Origin of the sequence: Pseudomonas sp. GL-B-12 (assembly GCF_019955895.1) — a bacterium.
In the GTDB taxonomy this organism is placed as follows: Bacteria; Pseudomonadota; Gammaproteobacteria; order Pseudomonadales; family Pseudomonadaceae; genus Aquipseudomonas.
The window spans coordinates 33151-59957 of the sequence record NZ_JAHBCX010000087.1; the positions used below are offsets into that span (position 1 = coordinate 33151).

General features: G+C 60.1%; 22 protein-coding genes and 5 pseudogenes. 18 read left to right on the forward strand and 9 right to left on the reverse strand.

Going from position 1 to position 26807, the window contains the following annotated elements; translation table 11 throughout:
• Positions 1 to 121: 121 nt before the first annotated feature.
• From tnpC (KGA85_RS29745) to tnpC (KGA85_RS29765), 5 genes and pseudogenes are all read left to right on the forward strand, one after another.
• Positions 122 to 841: pseudogene (gene tnpC / locus KGA85_RS29745) on the forward strand (IS66 family transposase); the annotation flags it as partial.
• A gap of 113 nt (positions 842 to 954) precedes the next feature.
• Positions 955 to 2181 (forward strand): tyrosine-type recombinase/integrase, encoded by a 1227-nt coding sequence (locus tag KGA85_RS29750; RefSeq protein WP_223458199.1) that lies wholly within the window; start codon positions 955 to 957, stop codon positions 2179 to 2181.
• Positions 2178 to 3122, forward strand: coding sequence for a tyrosine-type recombinase/integrase (locus tag KGA85_RS29755; RefSeq protein WP_095128462.1), 945 nt, complete (start codon positions 2178 to 2180; stop codon positions 3120 to 3122). The genes KGA85_RS29750 and KGA85_RS29755 overlap by 4 nt, the downstream gene beginning before the upstream one ends.
• Positions 3115 to 4113 carry a tyrosine-type recombinase/integrase gene (locus tag KGA85_RS29760; protein ID WP_223543606.1) on the forward strand — a complete coding sequence of 333 codons (999 nt, stop codon included), beginning with the start codon at positions 3115 to 3117 and terminating at the stop codon, positions 4111 to 4113. Before KGA85_RS29755 ends, KGA85_RS29760 begins: the two co-directional genes overlap by 8 nt.
• 116 nt (positions 4114 to 4229) lie before the next feature.
• Positions 4230 to 4821 (forward strand): annotated as a pseudogene (gene tnpC / locus KGA85_RS29765) (IS66 family transposase); the annotation flags it as partial.
• Between the two features lie 27 nt (positions 4822 to 4848).
• On the opposite strand, the gene KGA85_RS29770 reads toward tnpC (KGA85_RS29765), so the two are convergent.
• From KGA85_RS29770 to KGA85_RS29775, 3 genes and pseudogenes are all read right to left on the reverse strand, one after another.
• Entirely contained in the window at positions 4849 to 5355 is a 507-nt protein-coding gene (locus tag KGA85_RS29770) for a GrpB family protein (RefSeq protein WP_223458198.1), read from the reverse strand.
• Positions 5356 to 5504: 149 nt separating this feature from the next.
• Positions 5505 to 5573: pseudogene (locus tag KGA85_RS31540) on the reverse strand (site-specific integrase); the annotation flags it as partial.
• 129 nt (positions 5574 to 5702) lie between these two features.
• Positions 5703 to 5885, reverse strand: coding sequence for a hypothetical protein (locus tag KGA85_RS29775; protein ID WP_223458196.1), 183 nt, complete (start codon positions 5883 to 5885; stop codon positions 5703 to 5705).
• Between the two features lie 131 nt (positions 5886 to 6016).
• Here KGA85_RS29775 and KGA85_RS29780 point away from each other — a divergent pair.
• Positions 6017 to 6130, forward strand: a pseudogene (locus KGA85_RS29780) (cell wall hydrolase); the annotation flags it as partial.
• 24 nt (positions 6131 to 6154) lie between these two features.
• Here the strand turns inward: KGA85_RS29780 and KGA85_RS29785 are convergent.
• Together KGA85_RS29785 and KGA85_RS29790 are read right to left on the reverse strand one after the other, a co-directional pair.
• Positions 6155 to 7237: a 2OG-Fe(II) oxygenase gene (locus KGA85_RS29785; protein WP_223533459.1), complete on the reverse strand. Its 1083-nt coding sequence runs from the start codon at positions 7235 to 7237 to the stop codon at positions 6155 to 6157.
• Between the two features lie 205 nt (positions 7238 to 7442).
• Positions 7443 to 8006, reverse strand: a complete 564-nt coding sequence (locus tag KGA85_RS29790) for a TetR/AcrR family transcriptional regulator (protein ID WP_223458194.1) — start codon at positions 8004 to 8006, stop codon at positions 7443 to 7445.
• A gap of 148 nt (positions 8007 to 8154) precedes the next feature.
• Here KGA85_RS29790 and KGA85_RS29795 point away from each other — a divergent pair, with 148 nt between their 5' ends.
• The 4 genes from KGA85_RS29795 to KGA85_RS29810 all read left to right on the forward strand — a co-directional run bounded on the left by KGA85_RS29795 (position 8155) and on the right by KGA85_RS29810 (position 14464).
• Positions 8155 to 8454 carry a LysR family transcriptional regulator gene (locus tag KGA85_RS29795; RefSeq protein WP_223458192.1) on the forward strand — a complete coding sequence of 100 codons (300 nt, stop codon included), beginning with the start codon at positions 8155 to 8157 and terminating at the stop codon, positions 8452 to 8454.
• Between the two features lie 146 nt (positions 8455 to 8600).
• The gene (gene mexE / locus KGA85_RS29800) at positions 8601 to 9842 is read left to right on the forward strand and encodes a multidrug efflux RND transporter periplasmic adaptor subunit MexE (RefSeq protein ID WP_223533458.1); all 1242 of its coding nucleotides are present in this window, start codon (positions 8601 to 8603) and stop codon (positions 9840 to 9842) included.
• Positions 9843 to 9854: 12 nt separating this feature from the next.
• Complete coding sequence (locus KGA85_RS29805) at positions 9855 to 13046, forward strand: efflux RND transporter permease subunit (RefSeq protein WP_223543607.1); 3192 nt, start codon at positions 9855 to 9857, stop codon at positions 13044 to 13046.
• Positions 13046 to 14464, forward strand: a complete 1419-nt coding sequence (locus tag KGA85_RS29810; protein WP_223458187.1) for an efflux transporter outer membrane subunit — start codon at positions 13046 to 13048, stop codon at positions 14462 to 14464. Before KGA85_RS29805 ends, KGA85_RS29810 begins: the two co-directional genes overlap by 1 nt.
• Before the next feature lie 166 nt (positions 14465 to 14630).
• Here KGA85_RS29810 and KGA85_RS29815 read toward each other — a convergent pair whose 3' ends face one another.
• Both KGA85_RS29815 and KGA85_RS29820 read right to left on the reverse strand, forming a co-directional pair.
• On the reverse strand, positions 14631 to 16196 hold the full coding sequence (locus KGA85_RS29815) for an aldehyde dehydrogenase (NADP(+)) (protein WP_223543608.1): 1566 nt from the start codon (positions 16194 to 16196) through the stop codon (positions 14631 to 14633).
• Positions 16196 to 16828, reverse strand: coding sequence for an isochorismatase family cysteine hydrolase (locus tag KGA85_RS29820; RefSeq protein WP_223458183.1), 633 nt, complete (start codon positions 16826 to 16828; stop codon positions 16196 to 16198). Before KGA85_RS29820 ends, KGA85_RS29815 begins: the two co-directional genes overlap by 1 nt.
• Positions 16829 to 16927: 99 nt before the next feature.
• Between KGA85_RS29820 and KGA85_RS29825 the strand changes: the two genes are divergently transcribed.
• Together KGA85_RS29825 and KGA85_RS29830 are read left to right on the forward strand one after the other, a co-directional pair.
• A complete protein-coding gene (locus KGA85_RS29825) occupies positions 16928 to 17443 on the forward strand; it encodes a winged helix-turn-helix transcriptional regulator (protein WP_223458181.1) in 516 nt (171 codons plus the stop codon).
• A 183-nt stretch (positions 17444 to 17626) separates the two neighbouring features.
• Positions 17627 to 18079 (forward strand): cupin domain-containing protein, encoded by a 453-nt coding sequence (locus KGA85_RS29830; protein ID WP_223458179.1) that lies wholly within the window; start codon positions 17627 to 17629, stop codon positions 18077 to 18079.
• Between the two features lie 7 nt (positions 18080 to 18086).
• Here the strand turns inward: KGA85_RS29830 and KGA85_RS29835 are convergent, their stop codons facing one another.
• The gene (locus KGA85_RS29835; RefSeq protein ID WP_223533456.1) at positions 18087 to 18974 is read right to left on the reverse strand and encodes a LysR family transcriptional regulator; all 888 of its coding nucleotides are present in this window, start codon (positions 18972 to 18974) and stop codon (positions 18087 to 18089) included.
• Between the two features lie 279 nt (positions 18975 to 19253).
• Here KGA85_RS29835 and KGA85_RS29840 point away from each other — a divergent pair, with 279 nt between their 5' ends.
• From KGA85_RS29840 to KGA85_RS29870, 6 genes are all read left to right on the forward strand, one after another.
• Positions 19254 to 20672, forward strand: a complete 1419-nt coding sequence (locus KGA85_RS29840; protein WP_411741750.1) for an MFS transporter — start codon at positions 19254 to 19256, stop codon at positions 20670 to 20672.
• A gap of 157 nt (positions 20673 to 20829) precedes the next feature.
• Positions 20830 to 22833, forward strand: coding sequence for an aminotransferase class I/II-fold pyridoxal phosphate-dependent enzyme (locus tag KGA85_RS31325; protein WP_317850339.1), 2004 nt, complete (start codon positions 20830 to 20832; stop codon positions 22831 to 22833).
• Positions 22834 to 22860: 27 nt separating this feature from the next.
• Positions 22861 to 23643, forward strand: coding sequence for a transporter substrate-binding domain-containing protein (locus KGA85_RS29855; RefSeq protein WP_223543610.1), 783 nt, complete (start codon positions 22861 to 22863; stop codon positions 23641 to 23643).
• Between the two features lie 176 nt (positions 23644 to 23819).
• The gene (locus tag KGA85_RS29860) at positions 23820 to 24533 is read left to right on the forward strand and encodes an ABC transporter permease (protein ID WP_223533167.1); all 714 of its coding nucleotides are present in this window, start codon (positions 23820 to 23822) and stop codon (positions 24531 to 24533) included.
• A gap of 18 nt (positions 24534 to 24551) precedes the next feature.
• Positions 24552 to 25250 carry an ABC transporter permease gene (locus tag KGA85_RS29865; RefSeq protein ID WP_223533165.1) on the forward strand — a complete coding sequence of 233 codons (699 nt, stop codon included), beginning with the start codon at positions 24552 to 24554 and terminating at the stop codon, positions 25248 to 25250.
• Complete coding sequence (locus tag KGA85_RS29870) at positions 25250 to 26254, forward strand: DMT family transporter (protein WP_223455634.1); 1005 nt, start codon at positions 25250 to 25252, stop codon at positions 26252 to 26254. Before KGA85_RS29865 ends, KGA85_RS29870 begins: the two co-directional genes overlap by 1 nt.
• Here the strand turns inward: KGA85_RS29870 and KGA85_RS29875 are convergent.
• Positions 26210 to 26695: pseudogene (locus KGA85_RS29875) on the reverse strand (TetR family transcriptional regulator C-terminal domain-containing protein); the annotation flags it as partial. The gene KGA85_RS29870 and the pseudogene KGA85_RS29875 overlap by 45 nt on opposite strands.
• Between the last annotated feature and the right edge of the window lie 112 nt (positions 26696 to 26807).

Below are 26807 nucleotides of genomic sequence, written 5' to 3' on the forward strand. Positions count from 1 at the left end.
CGATTGCCAATGTCGCGTTGACCCACAACCTCAATGCCAACCTCGTCCATAAATGGATTCGGGTGCATGCGCAGAAAACTCTGACCCTGCAAACCGCCTTCATCCCGATCAAGGCATCGCCACCGATATCGAAGCCGAACTTGAGGTGCTGCAACCGGCAGCAGTCGAAGCCAAAGTTCGCCAGCAGCCCAAGCGCGCTGCGCTGCCATCGCAGTTCCCTCGCACGTTGATCCATCACGAACCGGAAAACAGCCACTGCCAGTGCGGCTGCGCCTTAAAACGCATCGGCGAAGATGCCAGCGAAAAGCTCGACTACACGCCCGGCGTGTTCACGGTCGAGCGCCACATTCGTGGGAAATGGGCCTGCGAACAATGCGAAACGCTGATCCAGGCGCCGGTACCGGCGCATGTTATCGACAAAGGCATACCGACAACGGGCCTGCTCACCCACTTCATGGTGGCCAAGTTCGCCGACCATCTGCCGCTGTATCGCCAAGAGAAAATCTTCGGACGTGCCGGGTTGCCCATCGCCCGTTCGACCCTAGCGCAGTGGGTGGGCAAGTGCGGCGTGCAATTACAGCCGCTAGTCGATGCGCTACGCGAAGCCGTGCTGACGCACGGGGTCGTTCACGTTGACGAAACGCCGGTACAAATGCTGATGCCCGGCGCGAAGAAAACTCATCGCGCTTACGTCTGGGCCTACGCCACGAGTCAGTTCTCCGAGCTGGCGGCGGTTGTTTACGACTTCAGCCCGAGCCGTGCTGGCGAACATGCTCGAAACTTCCTCGGCCACTGGAACGGCAAGCTGGTCTGCGATGACTTCGCTGGTTATGTTGCGGCCTGAGTTATGTGATCCCGACCGAGCGAATAGGCAGTTTCTCTGTTGTCGATAGGCGATTGACGCAACATAAATTGCAGCGCCTTGGTAGACCTTCATCCCCTGGAGTGTCTGCCATGTTCGAGAATATCTATTCTTCAAACGCTGCCTGTAAACGCCATCGTGCGGGATCGCTGGCCGCTGAACGCGAGCGATATCTACAGCACTGTGCTGAGCAGGGCTGTACGCATGCCTCCCTTTACTTGAAGGCGTGCTGCTTGCTTTGGATCGCCGAGCGGGTGCAGCCAAGCGACCTCAATGCAATCAATTCGTCACGGCTGCGCCAGATCATTCACGAAGGGCCATTGCCGGCCAATTCTCCTGCAACTGCTACGACGTTGATAAACACCGCAAGACCTTGGTTTAAGTTCCTAGGCTGGTGGCAAGAGCCAACGGCGGAGCCAATTCCATTCGAGGAGAATCTTGAGCTTTTCGTCTCGTGGATGCGGGATGAACGCGGTTTGACACCATGTACCATCAGTCAATGGCGCAGTCGAGCGGCAACCTTTTTGCGCTGGTGCTTCAACACAGGCCGCCGATTTTCGACGCTTAGCCCCGAGGATATTGATGCCTACTTCATCACCTACGGTGCGCAACGGTGGTCGCGAATTTCGGCAGGGCACGTCGCAACAATGTTGCGGGTATTCCTGCGCTACGCGGCAACGCAGGGAACATGCAGCAGTACATTGGCCGACTCGATCCGCTCCCCGCGACATTACGCCCTGGAGTCACTTCCCTATGCGCTGAGCTGGGAGGATGTTCAGCGAGTACTCGCAACTACAAATTCAAGTTCTGAACTCGATGTGCGCGACCGAGCCATCCTGATGCTTCTCGCCATCTACGGTTTGCGCCGAGGAGAAGTTGCCGCACTCCGGTTGGATCAGATCGACTGGGCTGCTGGCCAATTGCGTATTTGGCGATTGAAGCGCCGTCAGCCGCAGGTTTACCCATTGGTCTCCACAGTGGCTGAGGCATTAGCGCAATACGTCGACACAGTGCGTCCGAAGGTACTGCACCCTGAGATATTCATCCGAACTCGGGCGCCGCGAATCCCCATCTCCGCTGCTGGGCTATACAACATCGTCAGCGGCAGATTGCGCCTGCTCAACATACAAGCTGCACATTTGGGGCCGCACGCGCTTCGACATGCATGCGCGGCCAGGCTGCTCGCCAATGGGCTGAGTCTCAAGGAGATTGGCGACCACCTTGGCCACCGCAGCACATCGGCGACAATGACGTACACCAAGGTGGATCTGGTCTCGTTACGTGAAGTCGGTGACTTCGACCTGGGAGACCTGCTATGAGAACCTTGGACGTAGTCAATGCCTACGTGGCTGTCCGTCGTGCCCAAGGCGTGGGCCTGAATAGCAGTGCCAGAGTGCTGCGTCAGTTTGCACGTGAGACTGGAAACCTACCGCTCCCCGAAGTTACTCCAGAGGCAGTAGCCGCATTTCTGCACGGGCACGGTGAGCTAAGCGCTACGTGGAAGACGAAGCGAGGATTACTTGTTAGCTTTTATCGCTTCGCAATCGCACGTGGCCACGCAACGATCTCGCCCCTGCCGGAACGACCACCACAGCTTCCACCGGCACAGACGCCCTATGTCTATGCCACCGCAGAAATACAGCACCTGTTAGATGCCACCGTCATACTGAGTACCTCGCTCAGTCGCCTTCAAGCTGCGACATACAGAACCCTCCTGCTGATCCTTTACGGTGCTGGGTTGCGCGTCGGCGAGGCGATCAGACTAAACCTCTGTGACGTCGACCTCGAGCAGCGAATCATCACCGTTCGTGACACAAAGTTTTATAAGACAAGGCTGGTGCCGATTGGGCCCAGGCTGGCATCGAAACTGCGAGTCTATCTACGACAACGTTGCGCGCTAGCACTTCCACTAGGCCAAGACTCTGCCCTGCTGTGCACTCGTACTGGCCATCGCCTGAACTACCAATACGTCATAACTCTGTTCCAACGCGTTCGTTTGGCGGCAGGCATTGCTCGCCCAACAGGCGAGCTACGGCCTCCGCGCCTCCATGATCTGCGGCATACAGCCGCCGTACATCGTGTACTGGGATGGTATCGCACCGGCAAGGATGTACAGCGGCTATTGCCGCAATTGGCAACGTATCTGGGGCACGTCGACATAAGGTCGACTCAGCGCTATTTGCACATGACTCCCGAACTGTTGCACGAAGCTAGTCGCCGATTTGCCATTTATTCAGGCCAGGAGATTGATCATGATTGACCGCAATCGCCTCGGGGCATGGGTACGTCGCTTCTTGTTGGAGTATCTGGTCGCCGAGCGCAACCTTTCCCACAACACTCAGATCAGTTACCGCGACACGCTGACCCTCCTGCTTCCATTTGTCAGTCGAAAAGCCTCGGTGGCAATCGACCATTTGTCGGTGCTCGACATATCGCCCGCCATCGTGCGCGCATTCCTTGAACACGTCGAACACGAGCGCGGTTGTGGCATTGTCACGCGCAACCAGCGGCTCTGCGCGATTCATTCATTAGGGCGTTTCATCGCTATGCGATCGCCAGAGCATTTGGCGTGGTGCTCAGAGATCCGTTCTATCCCGTTCAAAAAAACTACCCAGGCAGTCATCCACTATCTCGACAAGCCAGAAGTGGAGGCTCTGCTCCGGGCACCTAATCGAGCTACGAGCCAGGGTGCACGGGACTATGCGATTTTGCTTTTTCTATACAACACTGGCGCCCGCGCTGACGAAGCTGCCTGCCTCAGCGTTGGTAATTTGCAACTTGGGACTTCACCCTCCGTGCGCATTCTGGGTAAGGGAAACAAATGGCGCGTATGCCCCCTGTGGGCAGTAACAGCTACAGCGCTGCGGCCACTCATCGTCGAACGCAGAACAGAGGATCGCGTATTCATAGGTCGTACCGGGAATCCCATGACTCGATTCGGCATGTATCGCGTTGTGTCGGTGTATGGACGAGCAGCCGGCAAGCGGGTTGATTCCATGCAAGATAGGCGCATCAGCCCGCACACTATTCGACACACGACCGCCGTTCACCTGTTAAGAGCCGGGGTCGATATCAATACAATTCGGGCCTGGCTCGGGCATGTCTCCTTGGACACAACCCACATCTACGCGGAAGTCGATCTCGAAATGAAGGCCAAGGCGCTTGCATGTTTGGACGGGACAAATGTGCCTAAGGCTGTGCGCCTGCGACCGAATTCAGCATCTCTCATGGCGTTCATGCGGGGGTTGTAGCATGAATTTATGTGCCACTTTTTGCGCCGGACTCCCGATTGGGAGGCGGCGCCCCTTACCCCCGCAACATAACTCAGGCCGCAACATAACCAGCGTTATGAGTTGCAAAACATAATGCCGGCTACAAGGCAGGCTTTGAGCTGGGCGTTACGGAAATCGGCTGCATGGCGCATGCGCGCCGCAAGTTCTTCGATTTACACGCGACCAACAAGAGCCAGATTGCCGAAAAAAGCGCTGCACTACATCGCAGCCTTGTACGAAGTTGAGCGAGAGGCGCGCGAACTGGAGCCGGATATCCGGCAGTGCATACGGCAGGACAAAGCAGGGCCGATCATCGACGCACTTCATACGTGGATGATCGCTCAGAGGCAGCTTGTGCCTGAGGGATCGGCCATCGCCAAAGCGTTGGATTACAGCCTCAAACGCTGGATAGCGCTGACGCGCTTTCTCGATGACGGCGATGTGCCTATCGATAACAACCGGTGCGAGAATCAAATCCGGCCGTGGGCTCTTGGACGCTCGAACTGGCTGTTCGCGGGCTCGTTACGCAGCGGTAAACGTGCGGCGGCGATCATGAGTTTGATCCAGTCGGCGCGGCTCAACGGGCATGATCCGTATGCTTACTTGAAGGATGTTCTCACACGTCTGCCGACGCAGCGGGCGAGTGAGGTTGCTGAGCTGCTGCCGCATCAGTGGATACCCGTTTAGCTCTGGAGAACTGATATGAACACGGACTTAATCCCCTAGGTGCATATCCATCAAGGCGTCAATGTAGGGCGCCTTATGCGCGAGATATTCAGCAATGCCTCCCCGGTTGTTAGCTGCGAGCCGCAGCTTCAAATTCTGATATTGCTTGCGGATAGTGCTGTCTTCTCTCAACAGGTCGCGGAAACGTAACATTCGTGCAATCTGTTCATGACCAGCAACGCACACGTGTATTTTATGAGTTCTCGCCCCATCAACATCGCGACGATAAAAGTGGTGTCCGGCGGAAAGATCTGTTCCCCGCACATAGCCCAATGTACGCATGAACTCGCTACGAGCCGCCTCATTTATATGCTCCAACACCACAACCAAGATGTCGATTTCTGGTTTGGCAGAAAGCCCCGGAACGGCGGTGCTACCAATATGATGAGTTCCGATAAGCTCAGCACCGAAGCCCTCCGCTATTCGTCGGTTTTCGGCGGTAAAAAGTAGCGGCCACTGAGGGTTATATGGAGAGATTTCACTGGTGAGGGCCATCAGCTGTCCTTGCGTCATAGTCGAAGGGGTAGAAGATTAACCTCGGTTCAAAAATTTTGAAATTTCTCTGCGACAGCTGTGTTGGTAGACGGGTTTAGAAAGTCCCGACTGATTGTGATTTCGAGGGAGCGTCTTGGCCGGACGCTTACGCCGAGTTGCCTGGCTACCCACATTGGATTCTCGCCAGCAGATAGCATCATCGAGGCATAGGTGTGGCGATTCACTATGCCTGTATTCCTACGACTTCTTCATCATGCGTCGGGCGCTGTTTTCTGCCGTGGCTGCGGCACAGAGGCGATTGGCTGGTTTGAACGAGGTGTGCCGCAGGTGAATGCGGCACAGATAAATCAAGGTGTTGAGTACTCAAGATAGAGTTTCTCAAGCGCTTCCTGGTACTTATCTCCAGATAGAGTTTCTTTAAGTATCGCCACCGCATCGAGTGCCTTGACTGCGGCCATAGTTTCGTTTTCTCCCCGATTGCGGGCGCGAAGCCTGGCTGCTGCGTACACAGCTTCTTCAGTCGTTGGCATTGCTTTGCCCTCGAAGGATTGAACCTCACTGATAGTCTCAACCCGCCACAATTTCAAGCATTAGAGAACCCCTATGACAACCAGGTAACCCGACTGGGAGGCAATCGAAAGCGGTCACTGACGCCGAGATTATCGAAGAGGCGTCCGATCAAGCAGCTGTAATCCTCGCCCACACGCTGTGGGGCGAGGCCCGCGGCGAATCCCTGACCGGCCAGATCGCCGTGGCCTGGACCATCCGCAACCGCACGAACAATTGTGTTGAGCACGAGTCAGCGGTCAAGAAATGGGAGATTCTCTTTTCGAACGACGCGAGCAGCATCATCGTATAGAAACGGGAGAAACATATAACGGCGACCTTGGGTTACAGTAGTGGCTTCGTGCAAAAGTGAACACGAAAACACCACAGCCCCTCCTGTTGGAGCGCTGTAAAGCGCTTTTCCAAACTCTGGAAAATGCAGAAAACCGCCTTCGTACTCTCCCGTATTAAGAAACAGGGAAACGGCAAAACGGCGATGCGCTGTTCCCTTCGTGGTGTTATCCCTATGGGGCCGGAAATGCCCGCCTTCATCGCTGTTGTAGCAGGCCACCAGATAGCGCTCCATTCGAGTGGCATTGAACTGGAACGCTTTATGTAGCTCTGGAAGCAAACGGTTGGCTATACGCAACGAACATGCTTTGGATAGAGCCTCGTCCTCAATATTGCAGTCACGACGTTGCTTGTGGCCATGGTCGGTGATGTGGACGGTTTTACCCGACTGCTCCACCATAAACCCGGATTCCTCTCCGCCACGTTCGTCGTAGTAACTTATTAGTGCTTTACACAGCTTGGGCTCAAATATACGGGGAATCACCAGGACTGGTGCGTGTGGAGTGGCGGCATGTGGCGGTGCCAGTGCGGGTAATCTATCCAGAAAACGCATTAAAGAGGGTACATGGTTATCAACCGGCGTCTCTATCGGGACGATGGCCAGGACACGTAACGCAGGATCCAGCACATAGGTCATTTGCCTGATGCTGCCGTCTATCTGCAATGTACCGTAGAGCTTACTGACTGACCGATCGAAGTCCCAGATGAAGCGCATGCCAGGTATCGAACTTTCTACCCGCTTGAGCTTTTCATCATCTGGATCTACGGAAACACCGAAGAAGCAGACGTGATCGTCATTGAACCGCTGGCGATGGGCCCGAACACCTTCCAGAACTTTAATTGATGCGGGATCAGCCGCAGAACCAAAAAAAGAAAGCACTACATACCGACCGGCAATAGTGTCGAAATGAAAGCGCTCTCTTTGTTGAGTGCGGCACTGGAACCAAGGGGCAGGTCCACCGACCGAAAACGCTGTGGCGCGCATCACAACTCCTTGCCGGTAGGCAGTGGATCGCTAGCAGGAAGAACTCCAGGCACTCGAAACTTGCAGGTAAAGCTAGTTCAGACTTGTTGAAGCTGCCTGGAGCGCTGATGGCGACTCCTCATTTATGACTTGTATCTCTGGTTTTTTGCAGAGCAAGGTGCGGTCTATCCGAGACACCCAGGGCTCTGGCAATCATCCAGGCTTATCAAGCCTCGGGGCTGGCAGGCCAGGCATTAATCACCGATTGCAGAAACTGCTCCGACAACCGAGGGTTGTCCAGGGCCCTGGCGATCAGTATGGCCCCGGTAATCGAGGACAGGATACGCAAGGCTTCCTCGTGCTTTTCATCATCGGTTTCGCCATCGACCAATGGCAGCAGCGTTTCGATCAGGGTCTGCACGCCTTGGGTGAACGAGTGGCTGATGGCACCGCCATTACGCGCGACATCGGCGCCCAGGGCGGGGATCGGGCAGCCTTCGGTCCAGTTGCTCAGGTGGCTTTGGCTCAAGTAACCCTTGAGCAGTTCAGGGATCGATTTAGCCGCTCGCCAGTCTTCGATGTTGGTTTCGAACGTGCGGCTGACCGCCTCTGACGCCAACTGCTCCTTGCCGCCGGGGAACTGTCCGTAAAAGCCGCCGTGGGTCAGGCCCACCGAGCGGGAAAGTTCGCCGATACCGATGCCATCAATGCCTTTTTCCCGGTACATCTTCGAGGCCGCGCCGAGGATCGCTTCCTTGTTGGCTGCTGCCTGGTCTTTCGTCACTTTCATGAGTGGGGTCCTGTCATCCGATGAGCGCCCTGGCAAATTTTTGCTGAGGGGCTGGTATTTATTATGATCGTAATATAAATTCGCGGCAATGGCTTTGCAGGTTCCGGGCCCGTGGCTCCAGTCAAAACATCTCACAGGGTGCTGACCCATGAAACGTAATGATCTGCGCAGTATCGACCTCAATCTGCTGGTGGTTTTCGAGGCGCTCATTCAGGAGCGCAATGTCTCCCGCGCCGCAGAAAAGCTTGCCCTGGGCCAGCCGGCGGTCAGCGGCGCATTGAGTCGATTGCGTACGCTGTTCAACGACCCTCTGTTTAAACGCATTGGCCACAAAATGGAACCGACCACCCGAGCCTTGCAGGTAGCGCAAACGCTTGGACCCGCACTGGACTCCATTTGCTCGGTCGTCAGTCTGACGGCTTGCAGTAAAAAACCGGTTAATTCATAGGCTTGATCTGAGTATTCATTTTTTTTGTGCTTATACATGACAGTCATCATTAATGATGATAACCAAGTTCACTCCGTTCAATTCGTCGCTGCCCCCTGTGCGGCCGAGAATTCTCCAACCCCTAAACCGTCAGGCGGACACTACCCATGGAACAGTCACTCAAACCTTTGCGTTATCCCCTTGCTGTCCTGACCCTGGCGGCCATCACTGCTTGCGGCCACGCACCCGATGCCGCCAAGGCTCCTGGTGCACCACCTGTCACGGTCGCCAAAGTGCTCGAGCAACCCATTACCGAATGGGATGAAGTCACCGCCCGTCTGGAAGCGCCGGAAACCGTCGTGGTTCGCCCGCGGGTCTCGGGGCAGATCGATCGTGTCGCCTTCACGGATGGCGAGTCGGTCAAGAAAGGGGATTTGCTGTTCCAGATCGATCCACGGCCGTTCGAACACGAAGTGCATCGCCTCGAAGCGCAGTTGCAGCAAGCTCGCGCCACGCTGGTTCGAACTGGCAATGAAGCGCAACGCGGTCAGCGCCTGTTGAGCAGCAATGCGATTTCTGCAGAACTGGCCGACACCCGCAACACCACCGCCCAGGAAGCCAAGGCCGCCGTCGATGCCGTGCAGGCGCAACTCGATCTGGCACGCCTGAACCTGAGCTTCACCCGCGTCACCGCGCCGATCAGCGGCCGGGTCAGCCGTGCCGAAATCACCGCCGGCAACATCGTCACCGCCGACACCTCGGCGCTGACCAGCGTGGTCTCCACCGACAAGGTCTACGCCTATTTCGATGCCGACGAACGCCTGTTCCTCAAGTACGGCCAGCTCTCCCGTCAAGGCCAGCGCAGTCAATCCACGCCGGTGTACATGGGCTTGTCGAACGAGGAGGGCAATAGCCACCTGGGGCAGATGAACTTCGTCGACAACCAGGTCAATCCCAAGACCGGCACCATCCGTGGTCGCGCGGTGTTCGATAACGCCGATGGCCAATACACCCCGGGGCTGTACGCCCGGTTGAAACTGGTGGGCAGCGCGGCCTATGCCGGCCTGCTGATCAAAGACGAAGCGGTGGGCACCGACCTGGGCAAGAGGTTCGTGCTGGTGATCGACCAGGACAACAAGGCCGTGTACCGCAGCGTCGATCTGGGACCGAAGCTCGAAGGCTTGCGCATCGTGCGTAGCGGTTTGCAGAAAGAAGACCGCATCGTCATCAACGGCCTGCAACGGGTTCGTCCCGGCGCGGTGGTCGCGCCGCAGGACGCGCCGATGGCCGACGCAGAAACCGTCGCCACCCTGGCTCGTCAACGCCAGGCCATCGAGGCGGGTAATCAGCCCGCCGCTCCGTCCCCGGCACTGGTGAAAACGGATACAACCGTTTCGCCTCGCGGATAAAGGAACACCGTCATGAAGTTCTCACAATTCTTTATCACGCGGCCGATCTTCGCTGCGGTGTTGTCGCTGCTGATCCTGATCGCCGGCGCCATCGCGCTGTTCCAGTTGCCGATCAGTGAATACCCCGAGGTGGTGCCACCCACCGTGGTCATCCACGCCAACTACCCGGGCGCCAACCCTAAGGTCATCGGCGAAACCGTGGCCGCGCCACTCGAGCAAGCCATCACCGGCGTCGAGAACATGCTGTACATGTATTCGCAGTCCACGGCCGATGGCCGGCTCACCCTCACGGTGACCTTCGCCCTCGGCACTGACCTGGACAACGCCCAGGTGCAGGTGCAGAACCGCGTGACCCGGACCGAGCCAAAGCTTCCCGAAGAAGTGACGCGCATTGGTATCACCGTGGACAAAGCGTCGCCCGAGCTGACGATGGTGGTGCACCTGACCTCGCCGGACAAACGCTACGACATGCTGTACCTGTCCAACTACGCGATCCTCAACGTCAAGGATGAGCTGTCGCGCCTGAGCGGTATCGGTGACGTGAAGATGTTCGGTATTGGCGACTACTCGCTGCGGATCTGGCTCGATCCGAACAAGACCGCCTCACGCAACCTGACCGCGACTGACGTGGTCAACGCGGTCCGTGAACAGAACCGTCAGGTCGCTGCCGGCCAACTGGGCGCACCGCCTGCGCCCAACGCCACCAGCTTCCAGATGTCGATCAACTCCCAGGGGCGGCTGGTCACCGAGGAGGAATTCGAGAACGTGATTGTCCGCAGTGGTCCGGACGGCGAAATCACTCGCCTCAAGGACATAGCTCGGATTGAACTCGGTTCTAACCAGTACGCCCTGCGCGCCTTGCTCAATAACCAGGAAGCGGTGGCGATGCCGATCTTCCAGCGCCCGGGTTCCAATGCGATCGACGTCTCCGATCAGGTGCGGGCGAAGATGGCCGAGCTGAAGAAGAACTTCCCGGAAGGCATGGACTACGAGATCGTCTACGACCCGACCATCTTCGTGCGCAGTTCGATTGAAGCGGTGGTTCACACGCTGTTCGAAGCACTGATTCTGGTGGTGCTGGTGGTGATCCTGTTCCTGCAAACCTGGCGCGCCTCGATTATTCCACTGGTGGCCGTACCGGTGTCGTTGATCGGCACCTTTGCCGTGATGCATCTGTTCGGCTTCTCGCTCAATGCCCTGTCGCTGTTCGGTCTGGTGCTGGCCATCGGGATCGTGGTCGATGATGCGATCGTGGTGGTGGAGAACGTCGAGCGCAACATCGAGTTGGGCCTGGAGCCGATCGAGGCAACCAAGAAAGCCATGGGCGAGGTGACCGGGCCGATCATCGCCACGGCGCTGGTGTTGTGCGCGGTGTTTGTCCCTGCTGCATTTATCTCCGGATTGACGGGCCAGTTCTACAAGCAATTCGCCCTGACCATTGCCATCTCGACGGTGATCTCGGCGTTCAACTCCTTGACCCTGTCGCCGGCATTGGCCGCGGTACTGCTCAAGGCTCACGGTGCGCCGAAAGACCGTTTCTCCAAAGTCCTGGATCGTCTGTTCGGTGGCTGGCTGTTCAAACCCTTCAACCGCGTATTCGAAAAAGCCAGCCATGGCTATGTGGTTGCCGTCGCCAAGGTCATTCGTGGCAGCAGCGTGGCCTTGCTGGTGTATGCCGGGCTGATCGCCATGACCTACATGGGCTTCAGCACCACGCCGACCGGTTTCGTGCCGACCCAGGATAAAAAGTACCTGGTGACCTTCGCGCAACTGCCGGACGCCGCCAGCCTTGATCGTTCGGAATCGGTGATCCGGCGCATGAGCAGCATCGCCATGAACGAGCCTGGCTTTGACAGCGCGGTGGCGTTCCCCGGTCTGTCGATCAATGGCTTCACCAACAGCCCGAACGCCGGTATCGCCTTTATCGGCTTGCGGCCCTTCGATGAACGCAAAGACCCGAGCCTGTCGGCTAAGGCGATTTCCGCTTCGCTGAACGCCAAATTCGGCAGCATTCAGGACGCCTACATCGCCGTGTTCCCGCCACCGCCGGTTCAAGGCCTGGGCACCATCGGTGGCTTCAAACTGCAGATCGAGGACCGCGGCAACCTGGGCTATGAAGCCCTGTACAAAGAGACCATGAACGTCATCGCCAAGAGCCGCAGCGTTCCGGAACTGGCCAATCTGTTCACCAGCTTCACGGTGAACGTGCCGCAGGTCGACGCCGCTATCGATCGGGAAAAAGCCAAGACCCACGGCGTGGCCGTCAGCGATATCTTCGACACGTTGCAGGTGTACCTGGGCTCGCTGTATGCCAACGACTTCAACCGTTTCGGCCGCACCTATCAGGTCAACGTTCAGGCTGACCAGCAATTCCGCCTGGAACCGGAGCAGATCGGCCAGTTGAAGGTGCGCAACGATCATGGGGAAATGATCCCGCTCGCCACGTTCATCAAGGTCAGCCCGACGTCGGGGCCTGATCGGGTCATGCACTACAACGGCTTCATCAGTGCGGAAATCAACGGTGCGGCGGCTCCCGGCTTCAGCTCCGGCCAGGCCCAGAAAGCCATCGAGAAACTGCTCAAGGAAGAACTGCCCAACGGCATGACCTACGAGTGGACCGACCTGACCTACCAGCAGATTTTGTCCGGTGACACCGCATTGCTGGTGTTCCCGCTCTGCGTCCTGCTGGCGTTCCTGGTGTTGGCGGCACTGTATGAAAGCTGGAGCCTGCCGCTGGCGGTGATCCTGATCGTACCGATGACCCTGTTGTCGGCGATTGCCGGGGTGATCATTTCCAAGGGCGACAACAACATCTTCACCCAGATCGGCTTGATCGTGCTGGTGGGCCTGGCGTGCAAGAACGCGATCCTGATCGTCGAGTTCGCCAAGGACCGGCAGGACCAGGGCCTGTCGCCGCTGGATGCCGTGCTGGACGCCTGCCGCATGCGTTTGCGGCCGATCCTGATGACCTCGATCGCTTTCATCATGGGGGTGATTCCGTTGGTGACTTCCACCGGAGCCGGTTCGGAAATGCGCCGCGCCATGGGTGTCGCGGTGTTCTCCGGGATGCTCGGGGTGACCTTCTTCGGGCTGCTGCTGACGCCGGTGTTCTTCGTCCTCATTCGTCGCTACATCGAACGTAAAGCCGCGCGCAAGGCGGCCCGGGTTCACTCGCTCAACGTTATTGATTCGGAGGCACACTGATGAACGCTTTCAAGCTCTTCCTTCCCAGCCTCCTGGTTGCGGCATTGGCCGCCTGCACCGTAGGGCCGGATTACAAAACGCCCGACACGGCGCCAGCGCATGTCGTGTCGGCACAAGGGGCCAACTACGATCAAACGCGTTTCGAAACGGTGTGGTGGCAGCAATTCGACGACCCCACACTGAATCAGCTGGTCGGCAAAGCGCTCAATGGCAACCGCGATTTGCGCGTGGCCTTCGCCCGCTGGAAAGCCGCCCGGGCCATCCGCGATGACGTCAGCAACGACAATCTGCCGGTGGTCACCAGCCGGGTCAGCAGCCAGCAGGGCAAGGCTCAAGTGCCGGGGCAGAGCGTGGATCGGGTCAACATCGAGCGCTACGATCTGGGCCTGGACATGGCCTGGGAGATCGACCTGTTCGGGCGCATCCAGCGTGAACTGGAATCCAGTGATGCCCGGGAAGACGCCACGGCGGCGGACCTGTACCAACTGCGGGTGACCATGATCGCCGAGTTGGTGGACGCCTATGGTCAGCTGCGCGGTGCGCAACTGCGGGAAAAGATCGCCCTGGCCAACCTGAAGAATCAAAGCGAATCGCGCGCCGTGACGGTGAGCCTGCGTGACGCTGGCGTGGGTAACGAACTCGACGTGGTGCGCGCCGATGCCCGATTGGCGGCGGTCGAGGCGAGCGTGCCGCAACTGCAAGCGGAACAGGTACGCGACAAAAACCGCATCGCCACGCTGCTGGGCGAACGCCCGGACACCCTGAGCATCGACTTGAGTCCAAAGGATTTGCCGGCCATCGCCAAGGCGTTGCCGATTGGCGATCCCGGCGAACTGTTGCGTCGGCGCCCGGATGTGCTCGCGGCAGAGCGCCGGTTGGCGGCTTCAACGGCTGATGTCGGCGTGGCCACCGCCGACCTGTTTCCACGGGTGAGCTTGAGCGGGTTCCTGGGATTCACGGCGGGGCGTGGTTCACAAATCGGTTCCAGTGCCGCCCGCGCCTGGAGCCTTGGGCCGAGCATCACCTGGGCCGCGTTTGACCTGGGCAGTGTGCGGGCACGCATTCGTGGCGCAAACGCCGACGCCGAGGGTGCATTGGCGACCTATGAGCAACAGGTGTTGCTCGCACTGGAGGAATCGGAAAACGCCTTCAGCGACTACGGTAAACGCCAGCAACGCTTGCTGTCGTTGATCAAGCAAAGCGAGTCGAGTCGCGCAGCGGCTGATCTGGCGGCGACGCAATACAAGGAAGGGGTGGTGGACTATCTGGTGCTGCTGGACGCACAACGTGAGCGCCTGAACGCCGAGGATGCCCAGGCACTGGGTGAAACCGATCAGTACCGCGCCATTGTGGCGATCTACAAATCCCTGGGCGGTGGTTGGGACAGCGGCGATACCAGGCTGGCGAAAAACAACTGACAGGAGCGTAATTCCGTTCATTCAAGAGACAGAGCGAACAATAAAGAACCTGTGGCGAGGGAGCTTGCTCCCGTTGGACTGCGTAGCAGTCCCATTTTTGGGGCCGCTTCGCGCCCCAGCGGGAGCAAGCTCCCTCACCACAGAAAGAATGTTCGTCTTTTTTTCGTCAATGACCATCCACAACTCGCGGCAGCCCCAACGGATTACCCTCGCGCAGAGGCTCCGGCAGCAGGGCATCGGGAAAGCCCTGATAAGCCACCGGGCGCAGGAAGCGCTCGATGGCGGTCATGCCAACCGAAGTAAAACGACTGTCCGAGGTGGCCGGAAACGGCCCGCCATGCACGGTGGCAAAACACACTTCCTGTGGATGGGCGAAGGCGTTGACCACGATGCGCCCGGTGCGTCGCTCCAGGGTTGGCAGCAAGCGACGGGCCAGTGGCAAATCGTCCTGTTCCAGATGCAGGGTCGCGCTGAGTTGCCCCTTGAATGAACGCGCGACCCTCAACAGTTCTGCTTCATCCCTGACCTTCACCAGCAGCGCTGAAGGACCGAATACCTCCTGTGAAAGCAACGGTTCGGCGAGAAAGTGTTGGCCATCGACTTCAAACAGCGCTGAGCGGCCATCCACCTCCGCGCTCGATGTCGAACCAACGGCGACGAGTCGGGCGCCGGCGTTTTCCATTGTGCACAGACCGTTCAGGTACGCCCCATGGATGCCCGGTGTCAGCATCGTGCGTGCCGGTGCTTCGCTCACGCGTTTGCTCATGGCGTGGCGCAGCGCTGCAAAACCGGCACCTTCAACGGCCACCAGAATCGCTGGTTTGAGGCAGGCTTGCCCGACGTTGACCAGCATGCGCTCGACAAAGCCATCGCCAATTTGCGCGCCGCGTTCGGCGAGAGCCCAGGGCAGGATGAAGGTCGGGTTGACGCTGGTCATTTCGGCGAAAACCGGAATCGGCTCGGGACGTAACTGCGCACGCCGATACAGCGCCATGCCACCTTGTTCGGAACCGGTGAAGGTCACGGCCTTGATCAGCGGGTGATCGACCAGCGCTTCGCCGATGGCATTGCCGGAGCCACGTACCATCGAGAACACGCCTTCGGGCAATTCGCTGTCTTGCACCGCTTGGCGGATAGCGCGGGCCTGGATTTCCGAGGCGCCGGGATGCGCGTTGTGCGCCTTGAGAATGACGGTCGAACCCGCCGCCAGCGCCGACGCGGTATCGCCACCGGCCACCGAGTAGGCGATGGGGAAGTTGCTCGCGCCGAAGATTGCCACCGGGCCGATGGCGATTTTTTGCAGGCGATGGTCCATGCGCGGGCGTGGCTGGCGCTCCGGTTGTGCAGGATCGATGGCCAATTGCAGGAAACGGCCCGTGCGCACCACATCGGCGAACTGGCGGAACTGGGTGGCGGCTTTGATTGCCTCGCCTTCCAGCTGCGCTTGCGGCAGCCCGGTTTCGAGGGCGGCGCGTTCAGCCAGCGCCTCGCGCACGCTATCGAGATTGTCTGCGATGCGTTCAAGGAATTCCGCTCGGACGGCGAGCGAGGTATGGCTGTAAACATCAAACGCTTCATCGGCCAGGGTCGCAGCCCGGTCGACATCGGCCACGCTACCCAGTGCGAACGCCGGTTCAATCGGCTGGTTGGTTGCGGGATTGAGCGCCCTCAGGGTGCCTTCGCGGGCAGCGACATCACTGGCGCCGATCAGCAGTTTGCCGGTCAACTGCATCACTCACCTCCCTGTGCCAGCGCGGCAACCAGTTCGTCGGTGGTCAGGATGGCGTGAGCGAAGGTCGGACCGTTCAACTCATGGGCCGAATGCATCATCTCCGGCTTGAAGGCGGCGGTCGCATCCCGTACCAGGGTGACGTGATAGCCGAGTTCCTGAGCGTAACGGGCGGTTGCCTCGATGCAGGTATTGGCCAGCAGGCCGACGATGATGACGTGGGTGATACCCTTTTGCTTGAGGCGGAAATCGAGGTCGGTATTGGCAAAACCGCTCGACCCCCAATGCTCCTGCACGACGATGTCGCCGTCCTTCGGCGCGAAGTCGGGGTGCCATTCGCCGCCCCATTCGCCCCGTGCGAAGTGATGCATGTGCATGACCTTGCACTGGGTGGGGCTTGGGTGATCCCAGTTTTCGTAGTCGCCTTTTTCCCAGCGGTGGTGCGGTACGATGACCACGGGGATGTTGAGCGCGCGAATGGTGCGATCAAGCGTACGCAGGTTGTCGAGCAGGCCGACTTGCTTGGCAATGGGCTCGATCAAGGGGTAGATCTTTCCGCCATCCGACAGAAAGTCGTTGTAGGGGTCGACCAGCAGATAGGCAGTCCGGTCAAGAGGGTAGGTGACGTTGGGCATGACGGTTCTCCGCAAGACAATCCGTGGATGATGAAGTGTAGTTGCTCAGGATTTACGTTAATATGATAATCATAGTAACTAGGAAAGAGGCAATACCGCATGTCGGTGAAAACAACCGTTTCTGAAACCCTGTGTCCGATTTCCCGGGCCGAAGCCGTCGTGGGCGACCGCTGGACGGTGCTGGTGCTGCGCGAATTGTTCATGGGCAGCCATCGCTTTGACGACATCCAGGCGCAGACCGGCGGTACGCCGCAAATGGTCGCGGCGCGCCTGAAGAGCATGGAGACCGACGGGCTTGTAGAGCGCCGCGCTTATAGCGAACGGCCAAAACGCTACGAATATCACCTCACGGAAAAAGGCGACGCGTTCTACTCGGTGGTCCTGGCGCTGCGGGCCTGGGGCGAAACATGGTGCAAATCCCCCGAGGAAGGCCTGGCGGTGGTGTATACCCACCGCAATTGTGGCGAGCCTGCCGGGCTCGGACCGCTTTGCGCCCATTGCGGGCTGCCCTTGCACCGCGCAGACCTGATCAGTGAACCGAGTGCCGCCTATATCGCCGAACGCAGCGCCCGGCGCGAAGCGTTCAAGGGCAGTCGCGGGGCGGCGGGGGAATAAGACCAACGACGTGCCCGCCGCTGGGGGTTTGTATCCGCAGGTATCCGCAACGCCCGCCGTTACCCGGGCATACAAAACCGCCGTTTCCCGACACCCGGGCGATACACGGCGGCCTCCAAATGGAACCACCGGCATCGCGCCACTTTCGACGCGGCCTGGCGTGGTTCAACTGGAGGAAAGACAATGTTGCGTATCCACCCTCGTCACACCATCGGCAAGCTTGGTCTGGTTCTGGCCGCCGCAGGTCTCGCCACCGTAGCGAGCCTCTCTCAAGCCCAGGAAACACAGCCGGCCCCGGCAATGAAAAGCTGGCAGCAGGGCCTGCATCGCACCGACCTGGTACGCGAAGACCTGGGCGCCGCGGATCGCGAAGTCCTTCAGGTGCTCGTGGACTTCGATAAGGGCGTGACGTCGCCCAAACATGCTCACCCGGGTGTAGAGGTGGCGCACGTGATCAGCGGCACCTTCGAGTATCAACTGGAAGGGCGGGCACCGGTGACGCTCAAGGCCGGTGACTCGTTGTACATCCCCGAAGGCGTCGCCCATGTGGCGAAGAACGTGGGCCAGGGCAAGGCATCGGAACTGGCAACGTACATCGTGAAAAAAGGCGAATCGCTGCTGATCCTGAAGGAGTAGGCGAGGGTCATTGCCGGCTGCAAACCTCCCACACACAACCGCGCAGCCAGCGATGCGCCGGGTCGGCGTCCATGCGCGGGTGCCACAGCATCGAAACCGTGATCGGCGGCGTGGGGAAGGGCAGGGCAAAGCAATGCATCCCCTGGCACAGGTTGCCGACGTGCCGCTGCGGTACGCTGGCGACCAGGTCTGAAGCCCGTGCCAATGCAATTGCCGAAGAGAAACCGGCGACAATGGTGGCAATGTCCCGCCTCAGTCCCAGTTCATTCAAGGCGTCGTCCATGACGCCTTTTTCGTGACCCCGGCGCGAGACCAGGATGTGCCGGGCGTCTGCATAACGCCCGGGTGTCATCTCACCTCGAACCAGTGGATGGCCCTTGCGCACGACGCCAATGAACCGGTCGCGAAACAGCATCCGGGTCCGCACTTCCGGGCTGGTGGATTCGCCGATCACACCGGTTTCCAGATCCACCGCGCCTTCGCGCAGCAGGGTGCTGTCCTTGTTCAGCTTCTGCACGAAATTCAGGCGGACACCGGGCGCCTCCTGGTGGATACGGGCGATCAGTGGCGGTCCGAAATTTTCCACGAAGCCATCGCTGGTGCGCAGGGTGAAAGTGCGTACCAGTTGATCGAGGTCGAGTGCCTCGGCGGGGCGCAGGACGGCTTCGGCGTCCTGCACCAGCGCGCCGACCCGTTCACGCAGCTCCAGCGCCCGAGGCGTGGGAACCAGTCCGCGACCTGCCCGCACCAAAAGTGGATCGCCCGTGGTTTCGCGCAACCGCGCCAGCGCCCGGCTCATGGCCGACGGGCTCAGGCGCAAACGCTGCGCGGCGCGGGCCACGCTGCCTTCTTCGAGCAACACGTTCAGGGTGATCAGCAGATTCAGATCGGGCATCGAATCAATTCCTGTGGGAGCGAGCCCTGTGGCGAGGGGGCTTGTCGGAACGCCGCACCGCCCCGTTTGAGTGCGTAGCACTCACAAGATCTTTGGTGCATCAGAGATTTTGGGGCTGCTTCGCAACCCAACGGGGCGGTGCGGCGTTCCGACAAGCCCCCTCGCCACAGGCTCGCTCCCACACTGTTTTGTGAGTGGGGTGGCGTTATATGCACGCATAAAGTGCAAATGCTGCGTCTTCCGCCATGTTATGGCCAGGCTTAGGCTCGGGACAACTATTTGCGGAGTCGCGAGAAAATGAAGTCCATATCGATTCAGGGCGCCTTGGCCAGCCTGTCGTTATCCATGCTGCTGTCGTCCCTGGGCACCAGCATTGCCAACGTGGGTTTACCGACACTGGCCGAGGCGTTTTCAGCGTCGTTCCAGGCCGTGCAGTGGGTGGTGCTCGCCTACTTGCTGAGCATCACCGCGCTGATTGTCAGCGTCGGCCGGCTCGGCGACCTTCTGGGGCGGCGGCGATTGCTGCTGATCGGCATTGCGGTGTTCACCGTCGCCTCGCTGCTCTGTGCCCTGGCGCCCAATCTGTGGCTGCTGATTGGCGCCCGGGCCTTACAGGGTGTCGGCGCGGCCACCATGATGGCGCTGACCATGGCGCTGGTGAGCGGGGCGGTGCCCAAGGAAAAAATGGGCAGCGCGATGGGCATGCTCGGCACGATGTCGGCGATTGGCACCTCACTGGGGCCGACGCTTGGCGGCGTGTTGATTGTCCAAGTGGGCTGGCAGGGGATTTTTCTGCTGAACCTACCCTTGGGTGTCTTGGCGATCGGACTGGCCTGGCGCTTTTTGCCGGAGGATCGCCACGAGAAGGCGTCCACTCGACCCGATTTCGACGCGCTTGGCACCCTGGTATTGGTCCTGACCCTGTTGGCTTACGCACTGGCAATGACCCTTGGACGCGGCAGCTTCGGCCCGCTCAATACGGCGCTGCTGCTGGTCGCGATAATCGGCTTGATGGTGTTCGTGTTCGTCGAGCAAACCGCCGCGTCGCCGCTGGTCAAACTGGCGTTGTTGCGCAATCCGCTGCTCAGCGCAGGGTTCGCCATGAGCAGCCTGGTGACCACGGTGCTCATGGCCACCCTGGTGGTCGGGCCGTTCTATCTGTCGGCTGCGATGGGTTTGAGCGCGGTGAGTGTCGGGCTGGTGATGTCGGCCGGACCGCTGGTGGCGGCATTTGCCGGCGTACCCGCCGGGCGGCTGGTCGACCGATGGGGCGCACAACGTTCGAGCACGGTCGGGCTGATTGCCATGTTGACCGGCGCTTGCATCCTTCCCGCCGTGCCGATGAGCGTCGGCGTACTCGGCTACCTCGCGCCGCTGGTGGTCCTCACGGCCGGTTATGCGCTGTTCCAGGCGGCGAACAATACCGCCGTGATGGCGGATATTGCGCCGGACCAACGTGGCGTGATGTCCGGTTTGCTCGGTCTGTCTCGCAACTTGGGGCTGATCACGGGCGCCTCAGTCATGGGCGCTGTGTTCGCCTTCGGCACGGCCAGCGACGATATTTTGCAGGCGCAACCTGAGGCCATCGCGCAGGGGATGCGGTTGACGTTTGCGGTTGCTGCGGGGCTGATTCTCGTGGCTCTGGTGCTGGGAGCGGTCAGCAAAATCGTTTCACGTCGCTTGATCGCGCCGTGCTGAAAAACGGCGCGACTGTCGTGAAAACGACCTGTTTGCGCTGAACGCGAAGCCTCGCGAGTTTTCTATTGAACGAGTGTTCAGTCTGGACTATGTTGGGGGCCACCTTCCCCCGGCTGGTTGCGGGCTTGCGTTTCTTCAATTCGAACGAGGCACTGGCATGCGGTTTTCACCCTTTGTTGAACGGATCAGTGGCCAAGGCGTTGCCGCCTGGGATATCCACTACGCGGCCAGCGCGGCACAGCGCAAAGGCGAGGACGTGATCATCCTCAGCGTCGGCGACCCGGATTTCCCCACCCCCGATTTCATCACCGATGCCGCCATCCACGCCTTGCGTGAAGGGGATACCCACTACACCGAGATCGCCGGCCGCCAGGCTTTGCGCGAGGCCATTGCTGGCCGCTACAGCCAACTGATCGACCGCGAACTGCAGGCGTCGAACGTCATTCTCACGGCTGGTGCGCAGAACGCCTTGTTCGCCACCTCGATGTGCCTGCTCGGTGCCGGTGACGAAGTGATTGCCTTCGATCCGATGTACGTGACCTACGAAGCGACGCTCAAGGCGTCCGGCGCCACACTGGTGCGGGTGCCCTGTGCGGCGGACTCGGGTTTCCGCCTCGATGCCGCCGTGTTGGCCAAGGCCATTACCCCGCGCACCCGGGCGATTTTCTTCTCCAACCCGAACAACCCCACCGGTGTGGTGCTGGGTCGCGAAGAGCTGCAAGCCATCGCCGACCTCGCCATCGCCCATGACCTGTGGGTGGTGGTGGACGAGGTCTACGAGAGCCTCGCCTACGAGCGTGAACACCAAAGCCTGGCGGCGTTGCCGGGCATGGCCGAGCGCTGCGTGGTGATCGGCAGCCTGTCCAAATCCCATGCCATGACCGGTTGGCGCATCGGCTGGGTCGTGGCCAATGAAGTGCTGGTCAACCATGTCGAAACCCTGGTGCTGAGCATGCTGTACGGCTTGCCCGGGTTTGTCATGGAAGCGGCGCTCAAGGCCGTGCAGTCCCATGACGAAGTCACCCACGGCATGCGCGAGATCTATCGTCGGCGCCGCGACCTGGTGGTGTCCGGCCTGGCGAATTGCCCGGGAATCAGCGTGCTCAACCCCGATGCCGGCATGTTCGTGCTGGTGGACGTGCGCGGCACCGGCCTGACCTCGCTGGAATTTGCCTGGCGCCTGCTGCGCGAAGCCGGTGTTTCGGTGCTGGATGCGGCGGCATTCGGTGAGCCGGCCCAAGGGTTTGTACGGCTGTCGTTCACCCTGAGTGACGAGCGACTGGCCCAGGCTTGCCAGCGTATTCGCGGCTTTGTCCAGGTACTCAATGGTGAAGCGCCGCGGCCGGTGATCGGCACAGTGACCAGCACCTCGACCGTCGAACCGGTCGCGGCCAAGACCATGATCGAGGTCGATGGCCTGCACAAACGCTTCGGCAATATCGAAGTGCTCAAGGGCGTTTCCCTGACTGCCCGCGAGGGCGACGTGATCTCCCTGATCGGTGCCAGCGGCTCGGGCAAAAGTACCTTGCTGCGCTGCATCAACATGCTCGAAGTGCCGGACCAGGGACGCATCCTGGTCGATGGCGAAAGCATTCACCTTAACCAGAATCGTCCCGGCGCACCGCTGGTGTCGGACGCCAAGCAGCTGGTGCGCATCCGTTCCAGTCTGGGCATGGTGTTCCAGAACTTCAACCTCTGGCCCCATCGCACGGTGCTGGAAAACCTCATCGAAGCGCCGACCCAGGTCCTGCGTGAAAGCCGTGCGGAGGCCACTGAACGGGCCGAAGCCCTGCTCGAACGCGTCGGGCTGGCGGCCAAGCGCAACGAGTACCCGGCGTTTCTCTCCGGGGGACAGCAACAGCGGGTGGCCATCGCCCGGGCCCTGGCCATGCGGCCCAAGGTCATGCTGTTCGATGAACCCACCTCGGCACTCGACCCGGAACTGGTCGGGGAAGTGCTGCGGGTGATCCGCTCCCTCGCCGAAGAAGGCCGGACCATGATCCTGGTGACTCATGAAATGGCTTTCGCACGCGATGTCTCTTCCAAAGTCGCCTATTTGCATCAAGGGCTGATCGAGGAAACCGGTTCGCCGGACGAAGTGTTCGTACACCCACGCAGCGAGCGTTGCCGGCAATTCGTCAACGCTCATCAGACTCGCTAACTCATCATAAAAAGACGGGAAAACAACATGGGAAATCGACGTTTTGCAAACTGGTTGACCGGTGCGGCCTGCGTAATGCTGGCCGGCATGAGCGCAGCTCAAGCACAGCCGATCAGGTTCGCGGTGGCAGCGGAACCCTATCCGCCGTACACCGAAAAACAGGCCAATGGCGAGTGGAAGGGCTTCGAAGTCGACCTGATCCACAAACTGTGCAGCGAAATGAAAGCCGATTGCGAGATCAAGGAAGTGGCGTGGGACGGCATCATTCCGTCGCTGTTGGCGAAGAAGATCGACGTGATATTTTCCTCGATGTCGGTGACCGAAGAACGGGAAAAACAGATCGCCTTCAGCAAGGCCTACTACGACTCGGTGATCGCTCTCGTCGGCCCGAAAGAGGCGTCGGTGAAGAAGTACCCGGATGACCTCAAGGGCAAGATCATTGGCGTGCAGAACTCGACCGTGAGCGCCAGCTACCTGAAGACCTATTACGAAAAAATCGCCGACGTTAGGTACTACGACACCCAGGACTCGGCCAACGCCGACCTGATTGCCGGGCGCATCGACCTGATGATGGCCGACGGCACCGCCATGGCCGCGTTCATCAAGACCCCGGATGCCAAGGACCTGGCCTACCTCGGCACCGTGCCGTATGACCCGATCTTCGGCAAAGGCGTGGGGGCCGGCCTGCGCAAGGACGACACCGAACTCAAGGCCAAACTCGACAAGGCCATCCAGGAATTGTTGGCGAGCAAGGACTACGACGAGCTGTCCCAGAGCTACTTCGGCACCAGCGTGAAGCCTGCGTTCTGACCTGAACACAATACCTGTGGGCAAATGCAAAACCTGTAGGAGCGAGCTTGCTCGCGATGGACGCAAGTGCGCCGCGGTTCTTCTGAGTGACCGCGTCATCGTTAACGTTTTTCGCGAGCAAGCTCGCTCCTACAGGACTGCTGCTGGTGCTTGATGTGCGCCAACTGGAGAGTGATATGCCGGCAATGTTCGATCTGATCAATTTCACCGAACAAGGATGGGGCAGTGCGCTGTTGAAGGGGCTCTGGATGACCCTGCAGATTTCCGCCGGGGCCTTTGTACTCGGGCTGGCCATCGGGCTGGTGGTGGCGTGCCTCAAGCTTGGCGCGCCGAAGCCGATTGCAGCGCTGATGCGCGGCTACACCACGTTGTTCCGGGCGGTTCCGGAATTGCTGCTGATTCTGTTGCTGTACTACGTCGGCTCCATGCTCCTCAACTCGCTGATGACCCAGCTCGGCTACGGCGTGGTCAATGTCAGCGGTCCGCTGGCGGCCATCGTGGTGCTGGGGCTGGTACAGGGCGCCTACGCCTCGGAGATTTTTCGCGCGGCGATCCAGGCGATTCCCTTCGGTCAGATCGAAGCGGGCAAGGCATTCGGCCTCAACGGTTTCGGCCTGTTCCGCCGGGTCACGCTGCCGATCATGGCGCCTTACGCCATGGCCGGGATGGCCAACCTGTGGATCAACCTGATCAAGGACAGTGCGCTGATCAGCGTGGTCGGCACCAATGAACTGCTGTACACCGCCAAGCAAGGCGCGGGGTCGACGCGCCACTATCTGTTGTTCTACCTCACGGCTGCCGCGTTGTATTACGCGGTGACCTTGGCGTCGAACTATCTTTCGGGACGGTTGGAGCGACGCATTCGTCGCTGGATGCCTCTTGTTGACTGAACCGGCAGAGAGAATGAAATGATTCCAGCGTGGATAGTTGAATACGCGGCACTGTTGGGCCGGGGGCTGCAAACCACCCTCGCAATCCTGTTGATCGCAAGTGTGTTCGGTTTTGTCCTGGCGGTGTTGGTGGCGCTGGCGCGGATCTCGAAAAACAAGGTGATCGCCAAGGTCAGCCTGTTCTACACCAGCGTCACCCGCGGGACGCCGTTGCTGATCCAGATCTACATTTTCTACTACGGCCTGGGCAGCCTGTTTGCCCAGTTCCCGCTGATTCGCGGCAGTTTCCTCTGGCCATATTTGCGCGACGGTTACTGGTACATCGTGTTTGCTCTGGTGGTGTCGGTGGGGGCTTATGTCGGCGAAGTGATTCGCGGTGGCCTGCTGGCAGTGCCCAAGGGTGAAATGGAAGCGGCCTCGGCCTTCGGCATGACCGCGCGCCAGTCCTTGCTGCGGGTACGCTTGCCCCGGGCGATGCGCCTGTTGCTGCCGACCCTGGCCGGGGAAACCGTGATGCTGCTCAAGTCCACGGCGCTGGCCTCGACCATCGCCGTGATCGATCTGCTCGGCGCCGCCAACGTGGTCCGCGCACAGACCCTGCAGGTGTACGAACCCTTGTTGCTGGTGGCCGGGGTGTATGTCTGCCTGACCTTCCTGATCGAAGCGCTGTTTGCCTTTGCCGAGCGACGCGGGACGCCCGTGCGCAGGTCGGCCTGATGAGTTCGCCACGGGTTGACCGGTCGTTGCAGGGCATTGGCCTGTGCACGTTGGGTTACGCATTCCTGTCGTTGCAGGATGCGGTCATCAAGTGGCTGGTGGCCGACTATTCGGTGGTCACCATTCTGTTCTGGCGCGCCGCCGTGGTGGTCGTGGCAGTGCTGCTGGCGGGGCGCCTGCGCCTGATCCAGCGGGCCTGGCGCTCGCCGAGCCGGCGCCTGCTGGTGGTGCGCGGCTTGCTGTCGATTGTCGCCTGGGTGCTGTACTACACGGCGGCCCGGGACCTGACCCTGGCCGAGATGACCACCCTGTATTTTTCCGCGCCGATCATGGTCACGGTGCTGGCGGCGGTGATTCTCAAGGAGCGCGCCAGCGGCTGGCAGTGGTTCAGCCTGATCATCGGTTTTGTCGGGGTGGTCATCGCCTGTCGCCCCGACAACATGAGCGATCCGTTGCCGATCGTCCTGACCCTGCTGGCGGCGATGTGCTGGGCGTTCACCTACATCCAGTTGCGCCAGGTGGATGACCAGACCTCAGTGCTGGAGCAGATGCTGATCACCAACGTGGTGTTCGTGGTTTGCATGGCGGTTGCCCTGCCGTGGACCTACACGCCAGCGCCGACGCCCGCCTGGCTGGGCATGCTCGGCGCCGGCCTGGTGGGCGGCATTGGCCAGTTCCTGTTGTTCGCCAGTTTCCGCCGCGCCACCGCGACCTTGCTCGCGCCGTTCGAATACACCGGGCTGATCTGGGCGTTTGCCTTGTCGAGCCTGGTCTGGGGCACGCTGATGGACATGTCGCTGATGATCGGCGCCGGGCTGATCGCGGTCAGCGGCACCCTGGCGATGATCTTCGGCCGGCATCCGTCACAGGACGTCGTCGGTGCTGAATGCTCCGTGACGCAGCCCCTTTATCCAGCAGCGGCAGATGTGGAGTCCGTTGGCGGCGCTGAAGGTCTCGGGGTTCAGGCACCACTCGAGCCAGAGACCGTCGAGCATCGCCGATAAGCCGATGGCGGCCAGGCGCGTGTCGTGAATCACGAAGCCTTCGCTGGCGGCCAGCCCGTCGAGCAACTGGCGGATCAGGTCGAGGTAGGCGCGGTAGCTTTTTTCGTGGGACTGGCTGACGTGTTCGGAGTGACGGATCAGGCTCCAGAACACCACCCACACGCCGAGCAGTTTCGGGTCCATGACCCTGGGCGAGAACGAGCCTTCGAGGAAGGCATCGATCTTTTGCGCGGGTGTCTCGGCCTGCTCGATTTCCTGGAGCAGGGCGGTGGTCAGTTCGCTGGCGAGCCGCTGGTAGGTGTCGGCGATCAGTGCCTCGATGCTGCCGAAGTGATGGTTGAGCAACCCCACGGAGACTCCGGCTTCGGTGGCGATGCGTCGCACGGAAATCCCGGCGTGACCGTCGCGACCCAGGCAGCGCAGGGTGGCGGCCACCAGCATTTCGCGACGGTCATCGGGTTCGGCGCGGCGGTTTTTCGGGGCATCGGTTGTCACAAGGCTGTCCTTGGGTGAGGTTCCACGATGCCGAGCTTAGTTGAACGCCTGTTCAATC